The following is a 19,681-nucleotide window of genomic DNA, read 5'->3' on the forward strand; positions in this document are numbered from 1 at the left end:
GGCTCATGGTCGTCGTCCTTGGTCTTCTTGTCGTTCTGGTCGTCATGTTCGGCCTGACCCTCCTGCGCGGGCAGTCGTACACGCCGCCGGGAGACGTCATTCGTGTCCTCTGGGGCGAAGACCTGCCGGGCGTGGCCTTTGCCATCGGCCAGCTGCGCCTTCCCCGCGCGGTCCTTTCGATCCTCGCCGGCGCGAGCTTCGGCCTTGGCGGAGTCGCCTTCCAGACCATGCTGCGCAATCCGCTGGCGAGCCCGGACATCATCGGCATCAGCTCGGGCGCCAGCACGGCCGCCGTCTTCGCCATCGTCGTGCTTTCGCTCGACGGGCCGGTGGTGTCCATCTTCGCCGTGGCTGCGGGCCTCGGCGTCGCCGTTCTGGTCTACGGGCTGTCGTTTCAAAACGGCGTCGCCGGAACGCGTCTCATCCTCGTTGGCATCGGCGTTTCTGCCATGCTGGAGAGCATCACCGCCTATCTCCTGTCGCGCGCCCCGACGTGGAACCTGCAGGAGGCGATGCGCTGGCTGACCGGAAGCGTCAACGGGGCGCAGCTCGACCAGGCGCTACCCCTCCTGATGGGGTTGATACTCTTCGGCGGTCTGCTGCTCGCCCGCACGCGCGACCTCGAGGCCCTGAGACTGGGAGACGACACGGCAGCGGCCCTCGGCGTCAGTGTTTCGGCGACCCGCATTCTCGTCATCGTCTCGGCGGTCGGCATGATCTCGATCGCAACGGCGGTCGCCGGTCCGATCGCCTTCGTCGCCTTCCTGTCCGGCCCGATCGCCGCGCGCATGGTTGGCGGCAGCGGCTCGCTGCTGGTTCCCTCGGCACTGGTCGGCGCGACGCTCGTGCTCGTCGGCGACTATTGCGGGCAGTTCCTTCTGCCGGCCCGCTATCCCGTGGGCGTGGTGACCGGGGCCCTAGGCGCGCCCTACCTCATCTATCTCATCATCCGGGTCAACAGGACGGGAGGGTCACTATGACCATGCATTCCCTCACCGCAAGCGCGCTTTCGGCGGGCTATGGCGAAGCGCTCGTTCTGAACGAGCTGAGCCTTGCCGTCCCGCCCGGCAAGATCACCACGATCGTCGGCGCCAATGCCTGCGGCAAATCCACCCTGCTGCGCACCATGTCGCGGCTGATCGCACCGCGCCAGGGTCACGTCCTGCTCGACGGCAAGTCGGTCCACCGGACCCCGACCCGCGAGCTGGCGCGAACGCTGGGGCTCCTGCCGCAGTCTCCCATTGCGCCCGAAGGGATCACCGTTTCAGACCTCGTCAGCCGCGGCCGCCATCCCCACCAGGGCATGTTTTCGCGCTGGACTCGCCAGGACGACGAGGCCGTGGCGGGCGCCCTCAACGCGACGAAGACCGCCGATCTCGCGGATCGACCGGTGGACGAGCTCTCCGGCGGGCAACGCCAAAGAGTGTGGATCGCCATGGCGCTGGCGCAGCAGACGGAAATCCTTCTGCTCGACGAACCCACAACCTTTCTCGACATCAGCCATCAGGTCGAGGTCCTCGACCTCCTGACCGATCTCAACCACACGCGCGGAACGACGATCGTCATGGTGCTGCACGACCTCAATCTGGCGGCCCGCTATGCCGATCACCTCGTGGCGATCGAAAGTGGACGCCTGCATGTCGCCGGCCGGCCGGAGGATGTGTTGAGCGAACAGACCGTGCGCGAGGTTTTCGGCCTTGAAAGCCGCATCATCACCGATCCGACCTCCGGCAGGCCGATCATGCTGCCGATAGGGCGGCACCGCATGACGAGCGATCCGTCATGTTGAAGACCCGATCGACGACCCCGCCCCAAGCGTATTCACAAGGAGCACCAGCCATGACTGGCACCCAGCAATTCACGCTTTCCGGCACGGCGCTGCCGAAGGATGTCGCCGGCATGCTCGACGAGATCTGCGAGCATTTCGTCGAGCATTCCGATGTCCAGAGGAACGAGAACCAGGTCCTGCTGAGAAGCGAGATAGGCTCCGCCGGCATCCGCGCCGAGGGTGACAGGCTGCTGATCGAGCTTGCCTGCCCCACGGCGGAGACGCTGCAACTGACCCGCACCATGCTGGCCGAACACCTGTTCTATTTCGCCGGGGACGACCCGTTCGAACTGAACTGGTCCGATCCGCCGCCGCAGACCAGATTGGCCAATCTCCAGGAGGCGATCGTCGTCTCGGTTGAGGATGTCACGCCTCGCATGCGTCGGGTCAAAGTCGCCTGCGCCGATGTGTCCCCCTATATCGACGGCGACATGCACGTCCGTCTTCTCGTCCCGCCAAGGGGCAGGCCGCCGGTCTGGCCCGGCATTCGCGCCGACGGGCGCCTTGCCTGGCCGGAAGGAGAAGACGCGCTTCTCGCGCGCGTCTACACAATCCGCGCCGTCGATGTCGAACGCCGCGAATTGTGGATCGACATTCTTCAGCATCCGGCACCGGGCGTGCGCACCCCCGGCGCGGATTTCGCCCGCGACGCTCTGCCCGGCGACAAGGTGGCGCTTTTGGGCCCCGGTGGCGGAGGCCATCCTCGGGCCCAGTCAATCTTCCTCGCCGGCGACGAAACGGCGCTGCCGGCGATTGCCCGCATCGCCGCCGAGGCGGAACCCGGCACGCGCCTGCGGGCGATCATCGAGGTCGAGGATGAGGCGGAGGAGCAGCCGCTTCCCAGCCAGGGCTCGCTGGAGGTGCGCTGGCTTCATCGCGCCCGGTATCCGGCAGGTGCGACGACCGTGCTGGCCGACGAGGCGATGGCGGCGATCGGATCACTCGATGCCGAGACCTTCATCTGGGCCGCGTGTGAAAAGAAGGAATTGCGCAGCATCCGAAGCTTTCTGAAGGCCCGCCAGCCGGACCGGAAGGCAAAATACCTCGCCTGGTACTGGTGGCGTGGACGCGACAGCGATTCCCTGAGGTGAAAGCGAAGACGGCGCCATGCTCATCGGCAGCCTGACCAGCACCTCGGGCGAAGGGCGATCCTCGCAGACCGAAACGACGATGATCTCTGATCGTGGCCGGGTTAGCGAATAATCCCCTTCCTAGCCGGCAGCTCTTATGCGAGCCGCCGGCTTCATCAGGCTGCCGCGCTTTCGCGCCGGGAAGTCGATGACCTGTAAATGACCATCATCCTCACCCGGTCGATCGACCTGCCACTTGTTGTGAAGCAGGCAAAAACTTTCTGGCCGGCGCTCGCCGCGCAAGCGCGTTAACGCTTTGTTAACCATGGGGAGGCTAGCAAGAACTAACCAATCATTAACCCAGATGACCAAAGTGCTAACAGACGCCCGCTCGATCCGAATCAAGGGCCGCTCCTTTATGGCGGTCGTACTCTCGCCCGATCTGCCGCTCGACGAGTGGCTGGCAAGGCTGGACGACCTCGCCGCGCGTTCGGCGGGTTTCTTTCTTGGCCGTCCCGTCGTCCTCGACGTCACGGATCTGGCCATCGATCGTCCGCAGCTGAAGGATCTGCTGGCTGGGCTTCGCAAACGCAATGTCAGCGTCATGGGCATCGAGGGCGGAAGGCCTTCGCTGATCGAGCCCGGAATGCCGCCCGCCCTGAAGGGTGGCCGCCCGGCCGCCGATTTCGAAGTGGCGACGAGCGAGGCGGCCGAAGTTTCGCCGGCTACGGAGACGAAGGCCGAGGAGCCGCCTGTCACGCGCCAGGCGCTCCAGTCGCTGATCATCCGCGAGCCGGTCCGTTCGGGCCAGTCGGTCACCTTCGCCGACGGAGACGTAACCGTGATCGGCTCGGTCGCCTCGGGCGCCGAAGTCATCGCCGGCGGCTCCATTCACATCTATGGCGCCCTGCGTGGACGCGCCATGGCCGGATCGCTGGGCAACGCATCGGCCCGTATTTTCTGCCGCAAGCTCGAAGCCGAACTGGTGGCCATCGACGGCATCTACAAGATGGCAGAGGACATGGCGCCGGAGCTTCGCGGACAACCCGTACAGTGGTGGCTCGACGACGAGACGCTCAAGGCAGACAAACTCAATTGAGCCGGAAAGGCGAAGAACAGGAGATTAAGATGGGGAAGGTAGTCGTCGTCACGTCGGGAAAGGGCGGGGTTGGCAAGACAACCTCGAGCGCCGCACTGGGTGCAGCGCTCGCGCAGCGTGGCGAGAAGGTCGTCGTGGTCGACTTCGACGTCGGCCTGCGCAATCTCGATCTGGTCATGGGTGCGGAACGCCGGGTCGTCTATGATCTGGTCAATGTCATCCAGGGCGACGCCAAGCTTCAGCAAGCGCTGATCCGCGACAAGCGCGTGGACACGCTCTTCCTGCTGCCTGCCTCCCAGACCCGGGACAAGGACAATCTGACGCCCGAGGGCGTGGAACAGGTGATCAACGACCTCAGGCGCTATTTCGACTGGGTCATCTGCGACAGCCCCGCCGGCATCGAGCGCGGCGCGACGCTCGCCATGCGCCATGCCGACGTGGCCGTCGTGGTGACCAATCCAGAAGTCTCGTCGGTGCGCGATTCCGACCGCATCATCGGCCTGCTCGACGCCAAGACCGTGAAGGCCGAACAGGGCGAGCGGATGGAAAAGCACCTGCTTTTGACGCGCTACGACGCCAACCGGGCCCAGCGCGGCGACATGCTCAAGGTCGACGACGTTCTGGAGATCCTGTCGATCCCCCTTCTCGGCATCATTCCGGAAAGCATGGATGTTCTGCGTGCCTCCAATATCGGCGCACCGGTCACCCTTGCCGATGCCCGTAGCGCACCGGCGCTCGCTTATTTCGACGCGGCGCGCAGGCTTTGCGGCGAGGAAGTGCCCATTGAGATCCCCGGCGAAAAGCGGGGGCTCTTCGGCAAGATTTTCGCGCGGAGGGCAGCATGAGCATTTTCAGCCTGTTCCGCAAACAGAAGTCTGCACCGACCGCGCGCGAGCGCCTGCAGGTTCTTCTCGCCCATGAACGCGCCTCGGCGGGCTCCGATCTCGTCGCCGTGCTTCGCGAGGAGATCCTCGCGGTGATCGCCCGGCACGTACAGGTCGATGGCGACAAGGTTCACGTCACCATGGAGCGCGACCAGCACGTGTCGATCCTCGAGATCGAAGTCGAGATCCCGCTGGATGGCGCCAGACTGGCGGCTTGAGAAGTGATATTGGCACGGGCCAATCGCCGATTGGCCCGTCTTGCTTTTGAGGCTCGCAGGTTACGTGCCGCTTTCAACCTGGCAAGGGAGGGTCCGAATCCCTCAGGTGACCGCGCCGACCTGCCAGGGCACGAACTCGTTGTCGCCGTATTCGAATTCCTCGCTGCGGGTCTTCTTGCCCGAAGCAACGGCGATCACCTCCTCGAAGATACGCCGGCCCGCAGCCTCGATCGTATCGTCGCCGGTGACGATGTCGCCGCAGTTGAGGTCCATGTCCTCCTGCATGTGGCGGTACATTTCGGAATTGGTGGCGATCTTGATGCAGGGTGCGGGTTTGAAACCGGAGACCGAGCCGCGCCCGGTGGTGAAACAGATGACGTTGCAGCCGCCCGCCACCTGGCCCGTTACCGCGACCGGGTCATAGCCGGGCGTATCCATGAAGACGAAGCCGGGTTCGGTGATCATCTCGGCATATTCGTAGACCGCCGACAGCGGCATGGAGCCGCCCTTGGCGACCGCCCCGAGGGACTTCTCAAGAATGGTGGTGAGCCCGCCCAGCTTGTTGCCGAAGGAAGGATTGTTGTTCAGCTCGTCACCGTTTCGCGCCGTGTAGTTGCGCCACCACTCGATCCGATCGAGAAGCTTCTGCGCAACCGCCGGACTGACCGCGCGACGGGTCAGCAGATGCTCGGCGCCATAGATCTCCGGCGTCTCGGCCAGCACCGACGTACCTCCGTTCCGGACCAGCAGATCAGAGGCAAAGCCGAGTGCCGGATTGGCCGAAATGCCTGAATAGCCATCCGATCCGCCACATTCGAGCGCAAGCTTGATGCCGGACAGTGGCTGGGGCGTGCGGCCGACCGCATTGACGATCGGCAGCATTTCCTGGATCGCCTCGCAGGCCGCCTCGATGGTCTTGCGCGTGCCACCGGTGTGCTGGATCGTCATGGTCTTGAGAAGCGCGCCTTCGGCAAGCTTGTAATGCTCCAGGATGGGGGCGATCTGGTTGGTCTCGCAACCCAGCCCGATCATCAGGATGCCGCCGAAATTCGGATGGCGGGCATAGCCCTGGATGGTCCGGGTCAGGATCTCATAACCCTCGGACTTGGTGTTGATCGCACAGCCGCCCCCATGGGTCAGCGCGACCACCCCGTCGACATTGGGAAAACCCTCGAGCCCGTGATGCCGGTTGAAATGCTCCGCCACGTAGCGCGAGACGGTCGCCGAACAGTTCACCGACGAAATGATACCGATGTAGTTGCGGGTGCCGACACCACCCGCCCCCCGGTCAAAGCCCATGAAGGTGCGCCGCTCGGCCTTTGGCAGCAGTTCCGGGCCGGGGACACCGCCGAATTCGTAGGCGTGATGCGATTCGATCATGGACAGATTGTGCAGATGCACATGCGCCCCGGCCTCGATCGGTTCCGACGCGACCCCGATGACCTGGCCAAACTTCAGCACCTCCTTCCCCTTGGGGATGGCATGCAGCGCGATCTTGTGGCCGCGCCCGATCTGGACCTTGGCCACCAGCCCTTCCGGCCCAGCCGGCGCGCCTGCGGCAATCACCTTGCGGGCGACGCCAACGTCATCGGCGGGGTTCAGGATGATGATCGGCGAAATGGCAGCGTTCATGGCCGGGGCTCCCTGGCAGAAATGATGCAAAGAGGTGAGGTCCGATGCCCGATTCGGCAAGCTGCCTCATGGACACTGGGCGCCGGTGGCCGTGGTGTAGACGGCATAGAGCGAGCGCGTTGCGGTGATGAAGAGCCGGTTGCGACGCGGCCCGCCGAAGGTCAGGTTGGCGACGGTCTGCGGCACCAGGATCTTGCCGAGCAGGGTCCCGTCAGGCGCGAAGCAATGCACGCCGTCACCCGCACTGGTCCAGACATTGCCGGCTGTGTCGGTGCGCAATCCGTCGGGAATGCCGTTGTCGAGATTGCAGAACACCCGACCGTTCACCAGGCGGGAGCCGTCCTCGACGTCGAAGACACGAATATGGCTCGGCGCCGTCTCGTCGTGGCTTCTTGCGGAATCAGCCACATAGAGCATGGTCTCGTCGGGCGAGAAGGCCAGACCGTTCGGTTGGCGGAAATCGTCGGCGACCACCGAAAGCGCGCCGCTTGCCGGATCGATCCGGTAGACATTGCGGGTCGGCTGCTCGGGCTCGGCGCGGTAACCTTCATAGTCGGACAGGATGCCGTAGGTGGGGTCGGTGAACCACACGCTGCCATCCGATCGGACCACCACGTCGTTCGGCGAATTGAGCCTTCTGTCCTGATAGTTTTCAGCAAGTACCGTGATGCTTCCATCGACTTCCGTGCGGGTCACGCGGCGCGTTCCATGCTCGCAGGAAATCAGCCGGCCTTGGCGGTCACGGGTGTTGCCATTGGTGAAATTGGACGGCTCGCGAAAGACCGACACCTCACCGCCGGGCGAACAGCGGAGCATGCGCTGGTTGGGGATGTCGCTGAACAAAAGGCAGTTGAGATCGGCGAACCAGACCGGGCCTTCCGCCCAGCGGCAATCGGAATAGAGCTCATCCAGCCCGGCACTCGGCACGATCAACTGCCGAAACCGGGGATCTCTGATTTCGTAGATCGATGAAGGGACAGTCACCATGGCCGTGTTCCCGAAAGGCTGGAAAATGAAATGAAACGATACATCACCGGGCGCCACGCTGAGGACGGCTTGCGAGCAGGATGACGGTGAAGATGATCAGGCCGGTGAGGATCAGGCGCACGCCTGCGCCGAAGCCATAGGTGTTGAGCATCGAGACGACCAGGAACATGAAGAGCGATGCACCCCAGATGCCCGGCACATTGGAATTTCCGCCGGCGACCGCCGAGCCGCCGATGACCACCACGGCGATCGACATCAGCAGATATTCCGATCCCATGTTGAGCGCGGCGCCGCCGGAGAAGCTCGCCAGCAGATAGCCGCAGGTGGCCGCGAGCACAGCGCACAGCACATAGGTCAGCAGGCGCGAGCCGTCGACGGGGATACCGGCCATGCGGGCAGCGAAACGGCTCTGGCCGATCGCCGAGATCCAGCGTCCGAAGATGGCCCGATCCAGCAGCCACCACACCGCCACGGACAATACAAGCGCCACCAGCGCGATGTTGGGAATGCCGAGCGTCGTCGAGGTGGTGAACTGCGCCAGGGCCTCGGGCGGCTTGATCCTGAGGCCGCGATTGTACCATATGGCCGAGGACTGGACGATGAAGCTCATCGACAGAGTGGCGATGATCGGCGGAATGCGCAGCAGCTTGATCAGCGCGTAATTGAGCACGCCGACGACCACGCCGATCAGGATTGCCAGGAGCAGGCCGACCACAATCAGCGAATCCTGCCCATCCATCACCTTGAGTGCGATGGTCCCCGACAGCGTCATCGTCGCCGGCACCGAGAGATCGACATTGCCCGGCCCAAGGGTGATCACCAGCATCTGGCCGAGACCGACAATGATGGAAAAGGCGCCAAAGGTGAGCGCGGCCTGGGACAGGCCCGCTGAACTGGCGCCTCCGGTAAACAGCACCGTTATGATCCAGGTCGCGATGGCGGCGACGAAGGACCAGATCCAGGGTTTGCGGGAGAGAGAGGTCAGGCGGGTCATGGCTGCTTCTCCTCCTGGCTGCGGCGATTGAGCACCAGCCGAAGCCCGAGCACGATGATGAGGATCGCCCCCTGCGCGCCAATCTGCCAGTCGGGCGAGATGCGCAGGAAGGACAGGAACGAGCCGGCCAATGTCAGCGTCAGCGCGCCGATCACGGCACCGACCGGCGAGACGCGTCCACCGACGAATTCACCGCCACCGAGGATGACGCCGGCGATCGACAGGAGCGTGTAGCGCAGTGCGATATTGGCATCCGCCGAGGTCGTGAGACCAACCAGCGCGATGCCCGACAGGATGGCGAAGAAGCCCGCCGCCGCATAGGTCGCACCCTTGATCCACAGCACCGACCAGCCGGCGCGCGCAACCGATCGCGCATTGCCGCCGACGCCGCGCATCAGCACGCCGAAGGTGGTGCGCATGACCAAAAGGTGGGCAACCAGTGCGATCAGCAGGCTTGCGACAATAGCCATCGGCAGGAGCGGCGGCTTGGAAATCATCATCGCGCGCAACCAGGCCGGTGCTTCGCCGCCCGGCGCCGGCAGAATGATGACGGCCAGCCCGCCCCAAACGAAGCTCATGCCGAGCGTGACGACGATCGACGGCAGGTCGCGCACGTGGATGATCATACCGAGCGCGGCATAGACGGCGATCGCGGCAGCCAGGATGGCGATCGCCGTCAACGGGGCGGTCGGCATGTAGACCGCCGTGACGCAGGCGGCGAAACTGACGAAAGTACCGATCGACAGGTCCAGATCGTTGACCGCGATGATCAGCATCTGGGCGATCGTCGCAAGCGCGATCGGTACGGCCAGATTGAACAGCAGATTGAGCCCGGTATAGCTCATGGCCCGCGGCTGCATGTAGAAGATGGCGGCCAGCAGGATCGCAAGCGACACGGCCGGCAGCATCAGGCGCAGGGTGGATGCGGAAGGTGTCTTCATGCCGCATCTCCCGAGAAGGATGCGGCCAGGACGCTCTTCTCCTCAATCGCGTCGCCCACGAGTTCCGCGACAATCGCCCCGTCCCTGAACACATAGACCCGGTCGCACAGGCAGATCTCGTCCATTTCGGTGGAGTACCAGATGAATGTCCGGCCGCGGTCGGCCTCCGATCTCAGAATGGCATAGACCTCCTGCTTGGTGCCGATGTCGACGCCGCGCATCGGGTCGTCCATCAGCACGATATCGGCTTTGGTGGCGAGCGCCCGGGCAAACAGCACCTTCTGCTGGTTGCCGCCGGATAACGAGAGAATCGGATTGTTCATGTCCGGCGTGCGGATCTCCATGCGTTGCTTCCAGTCTGCGCCGAGTGCCCATTCTCGCGGTGCGTTGATCGCGGCAAGCCGCGAAAGATGCGGCAGGCTGCCGATCGACAGGTTCTTCAATATGCTCCAGAGGGGAAAGGTGCCGTTGAGCGCGCGGTCGCCGGCAACGAAGGCAATCGCATCACCGTGACCGGGAAGCCAGTTGCCGCTACGGTCGCGGAACAGAGCAAGCAGCATGTCGGTCTGGCCATGTCCGCCAAGTCCGGCAAGCCCGATGATCTCGCCGCTGCGGGCACGAAAGCCGATCTGCGACCCCTCCTCGGGCGGTCGGTCGATCGTGAAGGGCGCATCTTGACGCTCCTTGCCAACCCCGCGCATGCGTTCCTTGACCACGCTGCCCATGGCTTCGACGAGGCTATGCACGCTGAACCCGCCCGCCGGCCGCGACGTCACCACCCGGCCATCCTTCATCACGACGATCCGGCTGGAGGTCGAGAGGATCTCGCCCAGGATATGGGAAATCAACAGCACCGACCCGCCCGACGCGACGAAACGCCGGACATGGGCGAGCAATTGCTCGGCAAGGCCTGCGTCCAGCGACGAGGTCGGCTCGTCCAGGATGACCAGACGCGGCGCCTCGGTGACTGCGGCAAAGGTGATGGCGATCTCCACCATCTGCCGCTCGGCGATCGACAGTTCGCCTACCGTCGCGGAGCAGTCGATGTGATTGCCGGGAAAGATCTCGTCGAGCTTGCTGCGAATGAGCGACAATGCCCGCTTGCGCCAGCCGAAACCCTTCAACCCGGCATGCATGACGCGGGTGTTCTCGACAATGGTGAGGTTCGGGCAGAGCGACAGTTCTTGGAACACGCAGCGTACGCCGTTGGCGCGGGCCGTGGCGACGCCACCGGCACCCTCCTCGCCGCCATAGGCGATCGTGCCTTGATGCGGCAGCAGTCCACCATTGATCACGTTGACGATGGTCGACTTGCCGGCACCATTATGGCCAACCAGTCCGACCGCCTCGCCGGGAAGGATGGTCAGGTCGACGCCGTCGAGCGCCTTGACCGCGCCGAACTCGACCCTGATCCCGCGCGCGGAGACGACCGCCTGCTGTTCGGCTTCAATACTCATGCCTTTGGCCAATGTTCGTCCGAAAATTCATGGGATGACCACCCGGCGCCAGGTTGGGGGCGCCGGGTGGCGGGAGTCACGGCGGCGTGAAGCTCCGCCGTGTTGAGACCGTTACTTGCCGTTGATGACCGCCTGCGCGTCCTCGAGCGAGTATTCGACGTTGGCGACGCCGCCCTTCTCCGTGGTCTCGAGGTTCTTCTCGAGATTGTCCTGGTCGATGCGCAGGAAGGGCACCACGAGATCCTTCTTCACGTCCTTGCCGTCGAGGATCTGTTGCGCGACCCAGAAGGCAAGCGTCGAGACGCCCGGCGCGATCGAGACCGACATGGTCTCGTAGCCGTTCGCGTCCTTCTGCTTCTTCCACCACTGCAGTTCGTCCTCGCGATTGCCCATGACGATGGTCGGCATGGGGCGCTTGGCGGCTTCGAAGGCCTGGGCGGCGCCATAGCCGTCACCACCCTGGGTCACGACGGCGGCGATCTCCGGCAGGCTCGGCAGGATGCCGGCCACCGCGCGCTGGGCGACGTCCTGGGCCCAGTCGCCGTGGACCGAACCGGCGATCTTGAACTGCGGGAACTGCTTGACGCCCTCATGAATGCCCGCGGAAATCTCGTCATCGACGAACACGCCTGCAAGGCCGCGGATCTCGAGCAGATTGCCGCCGTTCGGGATCTTCTTGGACAGGTATTCGACCTGGCTGCGGCCCATTTCCTTGAAGTCGACGGCAATGCGCCAGGCACAGGGTTCGGTGACGATGCCGTCGAACGAGACGACGACGATGCCGGCATCGCAGGCTTCCTTGACGGCGCCGTTGAGCGCGGTCGGGGAAGCCGCATTGACGACGATGGCGTCATAGCCCTCCAGGATCATGTTCTGGATCTGCGCGGCCTGCTCGGTCGCCTGGTTCTCGGCCGTGGTGAAGGGATCGGCCGCGGCAACGACACCGGCCTTCACGGCTTCCTTGGTCACCTTGTCCCAGCTGGTCAGCATTGCCTGGCGCCAGGAATTGCCGGCATAGTTGTTGGAAAGGGCGATCTTCTTGCCGGACGTGTCGGCAAGGGCGGAAATCGGCATCGCGGCGCACACCAGCGCCACCGACGCCAGGAGTATTTTCCTGATGGTCATGTCTCTCTCCCAAGATGCCGGTCGGTATCCGGCGGATTTCCGGGGCCACTCCTCAACGGCTGATCCGGAAATGTTGCTTCCTGAGGTCTGTCGCCTCAGTGAAAAGCAGGATGGAGGAAATCAAAAAAGCTGTATAGACGAATTGAAGCACGGAGCCTGCGGGATCCCGCAGGATATTTGCGGATCCCCGCAAGACGCGGCTGGCTGAACTTGCGCTAATATAGCGTAATGGGAAATGGTTTTGCGGCTCGGGAGGGAGCCTCGACGCCAGGGAGGAAGACGATGCTGGAAGACGCCTCGGCCGCGTTGTTTGGCCAGTACCTGACAATCTCGCGCCTGCTTGCCGGCCAACTCGATTTCCATTCCGCCATACGCGCGGTGGCCAAGGAAATCAACCTGATCATTCCCAACGACCACATGGATGTCTGCATCATCACGCCGGGCAGCACCTACCACACCGCCTATGAGAGCGGTTTCGAGACCGACTGGGGCAAGAGGTCGGCGGCGTTGATTGCCAACAGTCCGATCCGCGATCTCCTCACCGGCAAGGTCGATCAGATGCTGACGGCCGATGCGAGCACCGACCCTGCCTTCAACTTCCCCGGCGCCTTTTCCAAGCCGATTTTCGACTATGGTCTGCGGAGCCGCCTGCACGTCGCGCTCAAAGTGCACGGCGAGGTCATCGGCGCCCTGTCCTGCTCCAGCCTTCAAGCCGATTTCTATACCGCGGCGGACCTGGCGCGGGCCCGCTCGATCGCCGACCTGCTCGCTCCCTATTTCTTCGCGCTGCGCGCCGCCGAGCAGGCGAAGCGCTCGGCCATCATCGAGGCCGAGGCGCGGGCGCGCGAGGAGGGCTTGCGCCTCGGCGCCTTGCGGCTGACGGAGGCCCTGGAAGCCGAACGCCAGAGGATCGGCATGGACCTGCACGACCAGACGCTGGCCGACCTCACCCGTTTCGCCAAGCGGCTGGAACGGCTGAGCCTCATGCCGTCGATCAGTGGCGAGACGCTCGAGCCCCTGTTTCGCAGCCTGCAGCACTCGATGCAGGACCTCAGGCAGATCATCGAGGAGGCCCGACCCTCCGTCCTGCAACTGTTCGGCCTTGCCGATGCCATCGAGAATCATCTCGAACGCTCGGTCAAGGACAGCGGGATGAGCATCGATCATCAGCTTCTCGACGAGACTGATGGTGCGACCGACCGGCTGGGCCATTCCGTGCGGGTCGCACTGTTCCGCATCGCCCAGGAGGCGATCAACAATGCCATTCGCCATTCCCAGGGTGACCGGATCACCGTTCGCCTTGCCTGCTCGAATGGGAAATTGCTGCTGGAGATCCGCGATAGCGGCATCGGTATCGGCAAGGTGGCGCGACGGCCCGGCAGCGGACTGGAGAACATGGCGACCCGGGCCCGACTGATTTCAGCCGGGTTCAATTATGGCCGGGAGAACGACGAGACCTTTGTCCGCGTCTGCATGCCGCTGCCGGATCAGGCACAGGAGGACCACGCATGAAGGTTCTGATTGTCGAGGACGACGCACTTCACCGAGCCTATCTCAATGAGGCCGTACGCGCAGCCCTGCCGGAATGCGATACCGTTTTCGAGGCCGAGAACGGCCTCACCGGCGAGAAGCTGGCACGCGAGCAGCGGTCGGAATTCATCGTCATGGACCTGCAGATGAGCCCGCGAAACGGCATCGAGGCCGCCCGCACCATCTGGAAGGAGCGGCCGGACACCCACATCCTGTTCTGGTCGAACTATGCCGACGAGGCCAATGTGCGCGGCATTGCCCGCATCGTGCCGGAGGGCGCGGCCTATGGCTACGTGCTGAAATCCGCGTCTGACGAACGCCTGCGCCTCGCCCTGCGCTCGATCTTCATCGAGGGCCAATGCGTGATCGACCGGGAGGTTCGCGGCCTGCAGCAGAAGAGCCTCGGCCATGCCAAGGGCTTTTCCGATTCGGAATATGAAATCTTGATCGACATCGCCCTCGGGCTGACCGACAGGGCGATTGCGCGCCGCCGCAATCTGTCGCTGCGCAGCGTGCAGAACCGCCTGCAGCAGCTCTATGAGAAACTCGGCGTCTATCAGCCGGTCGGCGAGGATGCCGAGGAAGGCCGCTTCAATCTGCGTGCCCGGGCGGTGACCGTGGCGCTGCTGCGCAAGCTGCTCAACCACAATGCGCTGGAACGCGCCGAGGCGGAACTTGAGCAATGGCTGGAGCGCAAGCCGGGCACGACAAGCAACCGTCGCTCGGCTTCCGCCTGAGGGCATCCGTTCCGCCGCTTGAACTCCACGGTAAATCAGGTCGCTAAGGTCCGGATCGGCTGGCCGATCGCGGAAATGCGCAGCGTCGGGCATAATTGTCCTTCGTCAACAAATGCGGTTGACTCCGGAAATTTATGCGCTCTAATGGAAAAATTGGTAAGACCACTTTACCAAAGCGCGCACGGGAGGACGTGCGCCGAGGAGGTTTTGAATGTTTGTGGCCCTGGAGCCGCGCCGCCTTTATCGGCAGGTCGCGGATCGGATACGCGCGCTCATCGAAGCCGGCGAACTGGTCGTCGGCGAGCGGCTTCCGGCCGAGCGCGACCTGGCCGAGCGGTTCGGCGTGTCCCGCCCGACCGTGCGCGAGGCCCTGATCGTTTTGGAGGTCGAAGGCTATATCCAGATCCGCATGGGCTCCGGCGTCTACATCGCCCAGAAGCCGGCAAGCACGCCGGCAATCCTGCCGGCCGATGAGGTCGACGGCCCGTTCGAAATCCTCCAGGCCCGCTGCATCGTCGAAAGCGCCATCGCCGAAGAGGCGGCCCGCCACGCCACGCCGCAAGGCATCGCCCGGCTCGACGAGATGCTCGCGCGCATGGAACAGGCGGTGGAGCAACCCGAGCGCGCCATCGCCGCCGACCTCGCCTTCCATTCCACCATCGCCGACATGATCGGCAATTCCGCGCTTCGCCACTTCATTAGCCTTTTGATCGACAAACGCACCTCGCCCTATTTCCAGAAGCTGGCGAGCTATTTCGAAGGCCCCCACACCTGGCAGAGGGCGGTCGAGGAGCACAAGGCGATCCGCGACGCCATCGCGGCCGGCGATCCGTCCGCGGCACGCGAGGCCATGCGCCGGCACCTGACCTTGGCGCAAAAGAGATTCTCAGAAAGCTTCGGGGAGGAGCCGGCGAGGGAAGACTGATCCTGCCGCATTCAGCGGAGGAGCAGGAGAGAGAAGTCTGAAATCAATTTCGGGAGGAAAGAATGACATTCAGATTGAAGACCGTCCTTGGCGCAACCGCGCTTGTCCTGGTGTCGGCTCTGGCGGCTCAGGCCGAAACGGTGCTGAAATGGGCCCATGTCTATGAGACCTCGGAGCCATTCCATACCGAATCGGTATGGGCTGCCGAGGAGATCGCCAAGCGCACCGAGGGTCGCTACAAGGTCGAAGTCTATCCGGCCTCGCAGCTCGGCAAGGAAGCCGACATCAACCAGGGCCTGAAGCTCGGCACCGTCGACATCATCATTTCCGGCTCGAGCTTCGCGGCGCGCGACTTCAAGCCGATCGGCGTCACCTATTTCCCCTATATCTTCCGGGACCCGAGCCATCTTCTGGCCTACACGAAAAGCGACATCTTCAAGCGCCTGTCCAAGGGCTATGAGGATGCCACCGGCAACCACATCACCGCCGTCACCTATTACGGCACCCGCCACACCACCTCCAACAAGCCGATCGAGAAATGCGCCGACATGGCCGGCCTGAAGATCCGCGTTCCGGATGTCCCGGCCTATCTCGCCATGCCCCGCGCCTGCGGCGCCAACACCACGCCCATCGCCTTTGCCGAAGTCTATCTGGCGCTTCAGAACGGCACCGTTGAGGCCCAGGAGAATCCGCTGACGACCATCGAGGCCAAGAAGTTCTACGAGGTGCAGAAGAACATCGTCCTCACCGGCCACATCGTCGACCACCTGAACACCGTCGTCTCCAAGACGCTGTGGGGCAATCTCTCCGATGCGGACAAGGCGATCTTCACCGAGGTGATGCAGGAAGCCGCCGCGCGCGCCACCAAGATCATCGAGGAGCGCGAGAACAAGCTGGTCGACACCTTCAAGCAAAAGGGCATCAACGTCGTCACGGTCGACAAGGCCGACTTCGAGAAGACCGTTCTCGAAAAGGTCACCTTTGAGGAATTCGGCTACGACAAGGCCGACTGGGAAGCCATCCGCGCGGTCCAGTGATCGCGCCACTCCCGGCGCCTCATCGGCGCCGGGTTTCACCTTCGCAAATTCCGCTCGCTGGAGCTTTCCCATGACCGACCAAAAACACGCGCCGATCAGCGTGGACGAGATGGCGCACGCCTTCGAGGAGGACACCGGCCCGGCCGACCTGTCGCCCTACGCGATCGAGGACTGGCTGACGCTGGCCATCTTCTGGGGCATGGCGGCTTGCGTCTTCCTGCAGTTCTTCACCCGCTATGCGCTGAACAACAGCCTGGCCTGGACAGAAGAGATCGCCGCCAACTGTCTCGTCGTCATCGTCTTTCTCGGTTCCGTCATGTGCGTGCGCATGTGCCGCCATATCCAGGTCGACCTGCTTTACCGCCTGATGTCGAAGCGCGCCGCACGCCTTCTGCAAGGTGCAGTGGATCTCGTCGTCATCGGCTTCTTCGCCTACGCCACCTGGCTGATGTGGCGCTATGTGGCAGTGGTGGGCAGCGAACGCATGGTCACGGTCGACCTGCCGCGCGGCTTCGTCTTCTATACGGTGCTGGCCGCCTTCGCCCTGATGTTCCTGCGCGCCGTGCAGAATCTCGTCAAGGACATGACCAGCGCGAAGACGGTGCGTGAACAGGCTGAAGAAGCCGACATTCCGGCAGGAGTTTGAACAGTGTTGCTTCTCATCGGTGCCTTCCTGCTTCTCATGCTCATCGGCACGCCGGTCGCGGTTGCCATGGCCGTCGCGTCGCTGTCCTATCTCCTGGTCTACGGCGTCGCACCCGACATCATCGCCGCGCAGCGCATGATCGCCGGCGTCGAGAGCTTTCCGCTGATCGCCGTGCCCTTCTTCATCCTGGCCGGCAACCTGATGAACATCGCCGGCGTCACCGGCCGCATCTACCATTTCGCCCTGTCGCTGGTCGGCTGGATGAAGGGCGGTCTGGCACAGGTGAACATCATCGGCTCGGTGGTCTTCTCCGGCATGTCCGGCACCGCGCTCGCCGATGCCGCCGGCATCGGCACGATCGAAATCAAGGCGATGAAGGATCACGGCTATCCGGTCGAGGCAGCCGTCGGCGTCACCGCCGCCTCGGCGACGCTCGGGCCCATCTTCCCGCCCTCGCTGCCCTTCGTCATCTACGGCATGATGGCCAATGCCTCGATCGGCGCGCTGTTCATGGCCGGCATCCTGCCCGGCATCGTCATGACCGTCCTGCTGATGCTGACCGTCTACATCTTCGCCCGGCGCAATGGCTGGGGCTCGGATACGCCGTTCGAGCTTCGCCGGCTGATGGGCGCATCGCTCGAGGTGGCCATCGTTTTGTGCTTCCCCGCGGCGATCTATCTGCTGATCATGGCTGGACTGTCCGTCAATGTCGCGGTGTTGATCGGGCTGGTCCTGCTCGTCGCGCTCGACTGGTATTTCGATTTCCACGCCGTCATGGCGCTGATGACCCCGGTTCTTCTGATCGGCGGAATGACCATGGGCTGGTTCACGCCCACGGAAGCGGCTGTCGCCGCGGTGATCTGGTCGCTGTTCCTCGGCCTGGTACGCTACCGCACCATGACCTTCAGGGCGCTGGCCAAGGCCTCGTTCGACACGATCGAGACGACGGCTTCGGTGCTGTTCATCGTCACGGCAGCCTCGATCTTCGCCTGGCTTTTGACCGTTAGTCAGGCGGCCCAGCTGTTCTCGGACTTCATGTTCTCGCTGACAGACAACTGGTGGACCTTCCTGATCCTGGTCAACATCCTGTTGCTGATCATCGGCGCCTTCCTCGACACGATCGCCGCCATTTCGATCCTGGTGCCGATCCTCATGCCGGTCGCGGCCCGCTACGGTATCGACCCGGTGCATCTCGGCCTGATCATCACCTTGAACCTCATGATCGGTCTTCTGACGCCCCCGGTCGGCATGGTACTGTTCGTGTTGTCACGAATCTCGAAATTGTCGGTGGAACGCACGACCATGGCCATCCTGCCCTGGATGATACCGCTGTTCGTAGCGCTGCTGTTGATCACCTTCATTCCGGCCCTCACGCTCTGGCTGCCGACGCAGCTTGGCCTGATCCGCTGACAAATAAGCCCGCGCGCCCCGGCGCGCGGGCAAGACCGCTCGTTTAAAGGACAGAAAGAAAGTTTCGGACATGCTGACGCGGGTGGCGCGACTTCACGGACAACGCGATTTGCGGATCGAGACCGAGGACCTTCCCGAGCTCAAGTCCAGGGAGGTCCTGCTGCGCATGGCCGCCGGCGGCATCTGCGGATCGGATCTCCACTACTACCAGGACGGCGGGTTCGGGCCGGTGCGCGTGCGCGAGCCGATCATCGCCGGTCATGAGGCCGCGGGTCGCGTCGAGACCGTCGGCCCCGATGTCGATGGCCTTCAAAGCGGAATGCTGGTCGCCGTCAATCCGTCGCAACCCTGCGGCCAGTGCCACTATTGCGGAATCGGCCAGCCGATCCACTGCCTGTCGATGCGTTTCATGGGCAGCGCCATGCGCCTGCCGCACGAACAGGGCCTGTTCCGCGACCGGATCATCGTTCCGGCGATCCAGTGCCATCCCGTCGCCGACGGCATCACGGCGGCGGAAGCGGCCTGCGCCGAACCGCTGGCGGTGTGCCTGCATGCCGCCGCCCAGGCCGGTGCACTTGAAGGCGCGCGCGTTCTGGTCTGCGGCGCCGGCCCGATCGGCCTCCTGACGATGGCCGCCGTACGCCATGCCGGCGCCGCCGAAATCGTCGCCACCGATCTCAGCGACGCCGCCCTGTCGCGGGCCCCCGCGATGGGCGCGACCACGACGATCAACGTGGCAACAAATCCCGATGGCCTCTCGCCCTGGCAAGTCCACAAGGGCCGGTTCGACGTGGTGTTCGACTGCTCGGCGGCCGGCCCCGCCTTGCGCTTGGCCTTCGCCGCGGTGAAACCGCGCGGCACTATCGTCCAGGTCGGCGTCACCGGCGACATCACCATTCCACTCAATGCGCTGGTCGGCAAGGAAATCGTCTGGCGCGGTTCGCAGCGCTTCGATCGCGAATTCGCCGAGGCCGTCACGCTGATCTCAAGCCGGACGATCGACGTCAGGCCGATCATTTCCCATGCATTTCCGCTCGAAGAAGCGGTCGAGGCCTTCGACCAGGCCGGCGACCGCTCCGTCGCCTGCAAGGTGCAGCTCACTTTCGCTGGCGTTGAATGAACCAGGAGGGCAGGACACTGCGCCGCATCGAATGCACCCCG

At 63.9% G+C, this 19,681-nt stretch carries 19 protein-coding genes; 13 read left to right on the top strand and 6 right to left on the bottom strand.

Features of this window, described 5'->3' with window-relative positions; translation table 11 throughout:
- Positions 1–5 precede the first annotated feature (5 nt).
- The 6 genes from RHIZ70P_RS11725 (at position 6) to minE (ending at position 5,099) form a co-directional block, all read left to right on the top strand.
- Entirely contained in the window at positions 6–980 is a 975-nt protein-coding gene (locus tag RHIZ70P_RS11725) for a FecCD family ABC transporter permease (protein WP_181904005.1), read from the top strand.
- Positions 977–1,789, top strand: a complete 813-nt coding sequence (locus RHIZ70P_RS11730) for an ABC transporter ATP-binding protein (protein WP_115670481.1) — start codon at positions 977–979, stop codon at positions 1,787–1,789. The genes RHIZ70P_RS11725 and RHIZ70P_RS11730 overlap by 4 nt, the downstream gene beginning before the upstream one ends.
- A gap of 50 nt (positions 1,790–1,839) precedes the next feature.
- Positions 1,840–2,919, top strand: coding sequence for a DUF2218 domain-containing protein (locus RHIZ70P_RS11735; protein WP_115670482.1), 1,080 nt, complete (start codon positions 1,840–1,842; stop codon positions 2,917–2,919).
- Positions 2,920–3,262: 343 nt separating this feature from the next.
- Complete coding sequence (gene minC, locus RHIZ70P_RS11740; RefSeq protein ID WP_115670483.1) at positions 3,263–3,997, top strand: septum site-determining protein MinC; 735 nt, start codon at positions 3,263–3,265, stop codon at positions 3,995–3,997.
- A gap of 29 nt (positions 3,998–4,026) precedes the next feature.
- Complete coding sequence (gene minD / locus RHIZ70P_RS11745) at positions 4,027–4,842, top strand: septum site-determining protein MinD (protein WP_115670484.1); 816 nt, start codon at positions 4,027–4,029, stop codon at positions 4,840–4,842.
- Positions 4,839–5,099, top strand: a complete 261-nt coding sequence (gene minE, locus RHIZ70P_RS11750) for a cell division topological specificity factor MinE (RefSeq protein ID WP_115670485.1) — start codon at positions 4,839–4,841, stop codon at positions 5,097–5,099. Before minD ends, minE begins: the two co-directional genes overlap by 4 nt.
- A 102-nt stretch (positions 5,100–5,201) precedes the next feature.
- Here minE and RHIZ70P_RS11755 read toward each other — a convergent pair whose 3' ends face one another.
- The 6 genes from RHIZ70P_RS11755 to RHIZ70P_RS11780 form a co-directional block, all read right to left on the bottom strand.
- Positions 5,202–6,731, bottom strand: a complete 1,530-nt coding sequence (locus RHIZ70P_RS11755; RefSeq protein ID WP_115670486.1) for a UxaA family hydrolase — start codon at positions 6,729–6,731, stop codon at positions 5,202–5,204.
- 66 nt (positions 6,732–6,797) lie between these two features.
- Entirely contained in the window at positions 6,798–7,718 is a 921-nt protein-coding gene (locus tag RHIZ70P_RS11760; protein ID WP_115670487.1) for an SMP-30/gluconolactonase/LRE family protein, read from the bottom strand.
- A 43-nt stretch (positions 7,719–7,761) separates the two neighbouring features.
- A complete protein-coding gene (locus tag RHIZ70P_RS11765) occupies positions 7,762–8,712 on the bottom strand; it encodes an ABC transporter permease (protein WP_115670488.1) in 951 nt (316 codons plus the stop codon).
- Complete coding sequence (locus RHIZ70P_RS11770; protein ID WP_115670489.1) at positions 8,709–9,653, bottom strand: ABC transporter permease; 945 nt, start codon at positions 9,651–9,653, stop codon at positions 8,709–8,711. The genes RHIZ70P_RS11765 and RHIZ70P_RS11770 overlap by 4 nt, the downstream gene beginning before the upstream one ends.
- The gene (locus RHIZ70P_RS11775) at positions 9,650–11,110 is read right to left on the bottom strand and encodes an ATP-binding cassette domain-containing protein (RefSeq protein WP_115670490.1); all 1,461 of its coding nucleotides are present in this window, start codon (positions 11,108–11,110) and stop codon (positions 9,650–9,652) included. The genes RHIZ70P_RS11770 and RHIZ70P_RS11775 overlap by 4 nt, the downstream gene beginning before the upstream one ends.
- A 111-nt stretch (positions 11,111–11,221) precedes the next feature.
- Complete coding sequence (locus RHIZ70P_RS11780) at positions 11,222–12,235, bottom strand: ABC transporter substrate-binding protein (protein WP_115670491.1); 1,014 nt, start codon at positions 12,233–12,235, stop codon at positions 11,222–11,224.
- 282 nt (positions 12,236–12,517) lie between these two features.
- Here RHIZ70P_RS11780 and RHIZ70P_RS11785 point away from each other — a divergent pair, with 282 nt between their 5' ends.
- The 7 genes from RHIZ70P_RS11785 to RHIZ70P_RS11815 all read left to right on the top strand — a co-directional run bounded on the left by RHIZ70P_RS11785 (position 12,518) and on the right by RHIZ70P_RS11815 (position 19,640).
- Positions 12,518–13,747 carry a GAF domain-containing sensor histidine kinase gene (locus RHIZ70P_RS11785; RefSeq protein WP_115670492.1) on the top strand — a complete coding sequence of 410 codons (1,230 nt, stop codon included), beginning with the start codon at positions 12,518–12,520 and terminating at the stop codon, positions 13,745–13,747.
- A complete protein-coding gene (locus tag RHIZ70P_RS11790; RefSeq protein ID WP_115670493.1) occupies positions 13,744–14,502 on the top strand; it encodes a response regulator transcription factor in 759 nt (252 codons plus the stop codon). Before RHIZ70P_RS11785 ends, RHIZ70P_RS11790 begins: the two co-directional genes overlap by 4 nt.
- Positions 14,503–14,713: 211 nt before the next feature.
- Entirely contained in the window at positions 14,714–15,427 is a 714-nt protein-coding gene (locus RHIZ70P_RS11795; protein WP_115670494.1) for a FadR/GntR family transcriptional regulator, read from the top strand.
- A 62-nt stretch (positions 15,428–15,489) separates the two neighbouring features.
- Positions 15,490–16,464 (top strand): sialic acid TRAP transporter substrate-binding protein SiaP, encoded by a 975-nt coding sequence (locus RHIZ70P_RS11800; RefSeq protein ID WP_115670495.1) that lies wholly within the window; start codon positions 15,490–15,492, stop codon positions 16,462–16,464.
- 70 nt (positions 16,465–16,534) lie between these two features.
- Positions 16,535–17,110, top strand: coding sequence for a TRAP transporter small permease (locus tag RHIZ70P_RS11805; protein WP_115670496.1), 576 nt, complete (start codon positions 16,535–16,537; stop codon positions 17,108–17,110).
- 3 nt (positions 17,111–17,113) lie between these two features.
- Positions 17,114–18,520, top strand: coding sequence for a TRAP transporter large permease (locus RHIZ70P_RS11810; protein ID WP_115670497.1), 1,407 nt, complete (start codon positions 17,114–17,116; stop codon positions 18,518–18,520).
- 70 nt (positions 18,521–18,590) lie between these two features.
- A complete protein-coding gene (locus RHIZ70P_RS11815; protein ID WP_115670498.1) occupies positions 18,591–19,640 on the top strand; it encodes an L-idonate 5-dehydrogenase in 1,050 nt (349 codons plus the stop codon).
- The last annotated feature ends 41 nt before the right edge of the window (positions 19,641–19,681 follow it).

Source organism: Paenirhizobium selenitireducens ATCC BAA-1503 (assembly GCF_900492185.1).
Taxonomy (GTDB): Bacteria; Pseudomonadota; Alphaproteobacteria; order Rhizobiales; family Rhizobiaceae; genus Allorhizobium; species Allorhizobium selenitireducens_A.

What these genes read in the sequence shown, in the direction of transcription:
- RHIZ70P_RS11770 (WP_115670489.1), bottom strand. Translation starts at nt 9,653, where the DNA reads ATGAAGACACCTTCCGCATCCACCCTGCGCCTGATGCTGCCGGCCGTG.
- RHIZ70P_RS11795 (WP_115670494.1), top strand. Translation starts at nt 14,714, where the DNA reads ATGTTTGTGGCCCTGGAGCCGCGCCGCCTTTATCGGCAGGTCGCGGAT.
- RHIZ70P_RS11760 (WP_115670487.1), bottom strand. Translation starts at nt 7,718, where the DNA reads ATGGTGACTGTCCCTTCATCGATCTACGAAATCAGAGATCCCCGGTTT.
- minE (WP_115670485.1), top strand. Translation starts at nt 4,839, where the DNA reads ATGAGCATTTTCAGCCTGTTCCGCAAACAGAAGTCTGCACCGACCGCG.
- RHIZ70P_RS11805 (WP_115670496.1), top strand. Translation starts at nt 16,535, where the DNA reads ATGACCGACCAAAAACACGCGCCGATCAGCGTGGACGAGATGGCGCAC.
- RHIZ70P_RS11775 (WP_115670490.1), bottom strand. Translation starts at nt 11,110, where the DNA reads ATGAGTATTGAAGCCGAACAGCAGGCGGTCGTCTCCGCGCGCGGGATC.
- minC (WP_115670483.1), top strand. Translation starts at nt 3,263, where the DNA reads ATGACCAAAGTGCTAACAGACGCCCGCTCGATCCGAATCAAGGGCCGC.
- RHIZ70P_RS11735 (WP_115670482.1), top strand. Translation starts at nt 1,840, where the DNA reads ATGACTGGCACCCAGCAATTCACGCTTTCCGGCACGGCGCTGCCGAAG.
- RHIZ70P_RS11790 (WP_115670493.1), top strand. Translation starts at nt 13,744, where the DNA reads ATGAAGGTTCTGATTGTCGAGGACGACGCACTTCACCGAGCCTATCTC.
- minD (WP_115670484.1), top strand. Translation starts at nt 4,027, where the DNA reads ATGGGGAAGGTAGTCGTCGTCACGTCGGGAAAGGGCGGGGTTGGCAAG.
- RHIZ70P_RS11725 (WP_181904005.1), top strand. Translation starts at nt 6, where the DNA reads ATGGTCGTCGTCCTTGGTCTTCTTGTCGTTCTGGTCGTCATGTTCGGC.
- RHIZ70P_RS11800 (WP_115670495.1), top strand. Translation starts at nt 15,490, where the DNA reads ATGACATTCAGATTGAAGACCGTCCTTGGCGCAACCGCGCTTGTCCTG.
- RHIZ70P_RS11765 (WP_115670488.1), bottom strand. Translation starts at nt 8,712, where the DNA reads ATGACCCGCCTGACCTCTCTCTCCCGCAAACCCTGGATCTGGTCCTTC.
- RHIZ70P_RS11730 (WP_115670481.1), top strand. Translation starts at nt 977, where the DNA reads ATGACCATGCATTCCCTCACCGCAAGCGCGCTTTCGGCGGGCTATGGC.
- RHIZ70P_RS11755 (WP_115670486.1), bottom strand. Translation starts at nt 6,731, where the DNA reads ATGAACGCTGCCATTTCGCCGATCATCATCCTGAACCCCGCCGATGAC.
- RHIZ70P_RS11785 (WP_115670492.1), top strand. Translation starts at nt 12,518, where the DNA reads ATGCTGGAAGACGCCTCGGCCGCGTTGTTTGGCCAGTACCTGACAATC.
- RHIZ70P_RS11815 (WP_115670498.1), top strand. Translation starts at nt 18,591, where the DNA reads ATGCTGACGCGGGTGGCGCGACTTCACGGACAACGCGATTTGCGGATC.
- RHIZ70P_RS11780 (WP_115670491.1), bottom strand. Translation starts at nt 12,235, where the DNA reads ATGACCATCAGGAAAATACTCCTGGCGTCGGTGGCGCTGGTGTGCGCC.